This is a genomic window from Streptomyces sp. NPDC054956 (genome assembly GCF_053609185.1).
On the sequence record NZ_JBSGXB010000406.1, the window covers coordinates 3,430 to 5,807 of the forward strand.

2 protein-coding genes and 1 pseudogene are annotated in these 2,378 nt (G+C 72.3%); 1 reads left to right on the top strand and 2 read right to left on the bottom strand.

Features of this window, described 5'->3' with window-relative positions; translation table 11 throughout:
* Positions 1-35 precede the first annotated feature (35 nt).
* Entirely contained in the window at positions 36-1,265 is a 1,230-nt protein-coding gene (locus ACWGDE_RS35260) for an alginate lyase family protein (protein WP_453393146.1), read from the bottom strand.
* A 141-nt stretch (positions 1,266-1,406) separates the two neighbouring features.
* A complete protein-coding gene (locus ACWGDE_RS35265) occupies positions 1,407-1,970 on the bottom strand; it encodes a CGNR zinc finger domain-containing protein (RefSeq protein WP_453393147.1) in 564 nt (187 codons plus the stop codon).
* A gap of 77 nt (positions 1,971-2,047) precedes the next feature.
* Here ACWGDE_RS35265 and ACWGDE_RS35270 point away from each other — a divergent pair.
* Positions 2,048-2,378: pseudogene (locus ACWGDE_RS35270) on the top strand (MFS transporter); the annotation flags it as partial.

Here is a 2,378-nt window from a genome sequence, read left to right on the forward strand (position 1 = left end):
GGCCGGCCCGTCACACAACCGGACGGCCGGGCCCGTCAGTTCGGGTTGTCCGCGTGGGTCAGCGTCTCCCACGCTTCGAAGTGGTTTTCGGTACCCGCCGGGCGACGGCCCTCGGTGAGCCTGCGGGTGTTCTCCAGCGTGACGCCGAGCCGGGTGTGCAGGGCGTTGTAGCCGACCTCGGTGGCCGGTCCCAGGCCCTTGGCCAGGGTCCCGCCGCACAGCCAGGAGGGCACGGCCTCGCCGAGCTCGTACTTGGCGTGGAAGCCCAGCGCGTGCCGGAACCGGTCCTTGAACTCCGGGTACAGGTCGCGCCCTTGGATGCGCGAGGTCTCGGCCACGTGCATCGTCGCCGCGATCCCCATGCCGGTGTGCCCGAAGTCCCGGCAGGTCTCCTGCGCCAGACCGTCCACGAAGGTGCTCTGGCCGTGCCAGTAGTCGATCAGCTCGCTCCTGCTGTCGATGGTGGAGCGCGGCGGGTACTTCGGCTGCGGCCCGTCGGAGGCCAGGTAGAAGTAGGCGGGCACCCGCCCGAGGTAGATCGCCATCGCCTTGTCGTAGCTCGCGCGGTCGTCGAGGTGGACGGAGATGCCGACGGCCGCGTCCATCATGATCAGTTCCCAGTTGCCGTTGCTGTTCGGCTTCCCGCCGATCACCTCGGGCAGGTAGACCTCGCGCAGCATCGTCGCGAAACGTCCCTGGTTCGGCCAGCCGCCGGTGTACGTGTGCTTGACGATCTCGGCGGCGCGCGGCCAGGTGGAGCCCGCCCAGCCGCTCTGCAGCGGGGCGTTGCTGTTGGTGTGGTCCTTGATCTGCGCCGACCACGCGTCCATGAGCTCGATCGACTTCTTCGCGTACCGGGCGTCGCGGGTGATGTACCAGGCGAGCGCGTCGGTGTACGCGGCTATCGCGTCCTCCCGCTCGTCGGTGCAGCCGATGTTCGGATTGGAGTAGGAGCCGCACTCGACGACGGCGCGCGGCTTGGGCGTTCGGGACAGTGAGCCGTACCGGCTCGCCAGCATGTCGTCGAAGGCCTCCTTCCACGGCTGCTGTCCGGCCTGCACCTTGGCCCGTACGAAGTCCAGCTGGGCGCGGCTGTTGAGGACTCCGGGGTGGGCGAAGGCCGAGGGGGCGGCGGCCGGTGCGGGGGCGGCGAGCGTGGCGGTGGTGGTGTTCGTGGGGTGGGCGGCGGAGGTGGGGGCGAGGGTCAGCGCCGCGACCAGGCCGAGGGCCGTCGCGAGCAGCCCGGCGGGGACTCCGTAACGCATGAAGCGCCTTCCGGTCGGAGGTGGGGTTCCTTCGGAGGGTCCGTGGGGGGATTCCTGCGGCCGAAGATACTCATGCGCATGCCAACCTGACAACGATGTCAGACAGGAAGGTTTCCTATTGACCGAAATCCGCACCTGCCGTCAACCCGCCGCCCTTTCGGCCCTCTTGCGGCGCCGGTGGGCGGCGACCCGGGCCCGCGTGGCACAGGTGGTGGAGCAGTAGCGGCGGGCGCTGCCGGGGCCGGTGCCGAGGAAGTAACTGCCGCAGCCCTCCGCGGCGCAGGCACCCCAGGCGACCCGCCCGTACTCGGTGAGCAGTCCGGCGAGCACCAGCGCGCCCGAGGCGAGGAACCAGCCGTCCCAGCCCGCGCCCTCCCCCCGGTCCACGTGCAGGTGCCAGGGGTGGCCGTCATGACGGGTGAGCCGGGGGCGGGTGCCGTACTCCTCGAAGAGGGCGTTGAGGGCCCGGGCCGCGCGGTCCCCGTCGCCCTCCGCGAGCACCTCCCCCATCCGCCGGGCGGCGGCGCGCAGCGCGGCCGCGTCGGCCTCGGTGAACGCCCGGTCGGTGAGGTCGCCGGGGCGCTCCCCGTGCCGCGCGAGCAGTGACACCAGCTCGGCGCGGGGCAGTTGGGGCGCCACGCGGACCGCCTCGGCGAGATCGACCAGCCGCCGGGCCGCCGAGAATCCTCCGCCGGAGTCCGCCATGCCGCGATCCTTTCGCCTTACATCCGAATGACGTAACGTCTTGTTTCTCCATCACGTTACATGGCGGGAGGGCCGGAATGCAGGGGCTCGGGCGGTACTTGGCCGCCGCGCTGGCAGCGCGGTTCGCCTCCGAGGGAATGGGCATGGCGGTGGTGCTCCTCGCCCTGGAGCGCACCGGGAGCGCGGCGCACGGCGCGTTCGTCCTGACCGCCTGGCTGGCTCCGCACGTACTGGCGGCCCCGCTCGCGGGCGTCGCCGCGGCCAGGTCGCGCCGGCCCCGGCTCTTCCACGTGGGCGCCCTGGCGGGGTTCACCGCGGCCGTGGCGGCCCTGGCCGTGCTGCTCGGGCGGGCACCGACGCCGGTGGTGCTCGCGGTGGCGGTGCTCGGCGGTGCCTGCGGGCCGATGG

Excerpts from the sequence above, each read along its gene's own strand:
- ACWGDE_RS35265 (WP_453393147.1), bottom strand. The coding sequence starts at position 1,970 with ATGGCGGACTCCGGCGGAGGATTCTCGGCGGCCCGGCGGCTGGTCGAT.
- ACWGDE_RS35260 (WP_453393146.1), bottom strand. The coding sequence starts at position 1,265 with ATGCGTTACGGAGTCCCCGCCGGGCTGCTCGCGACGGCCCTCGGCCTG.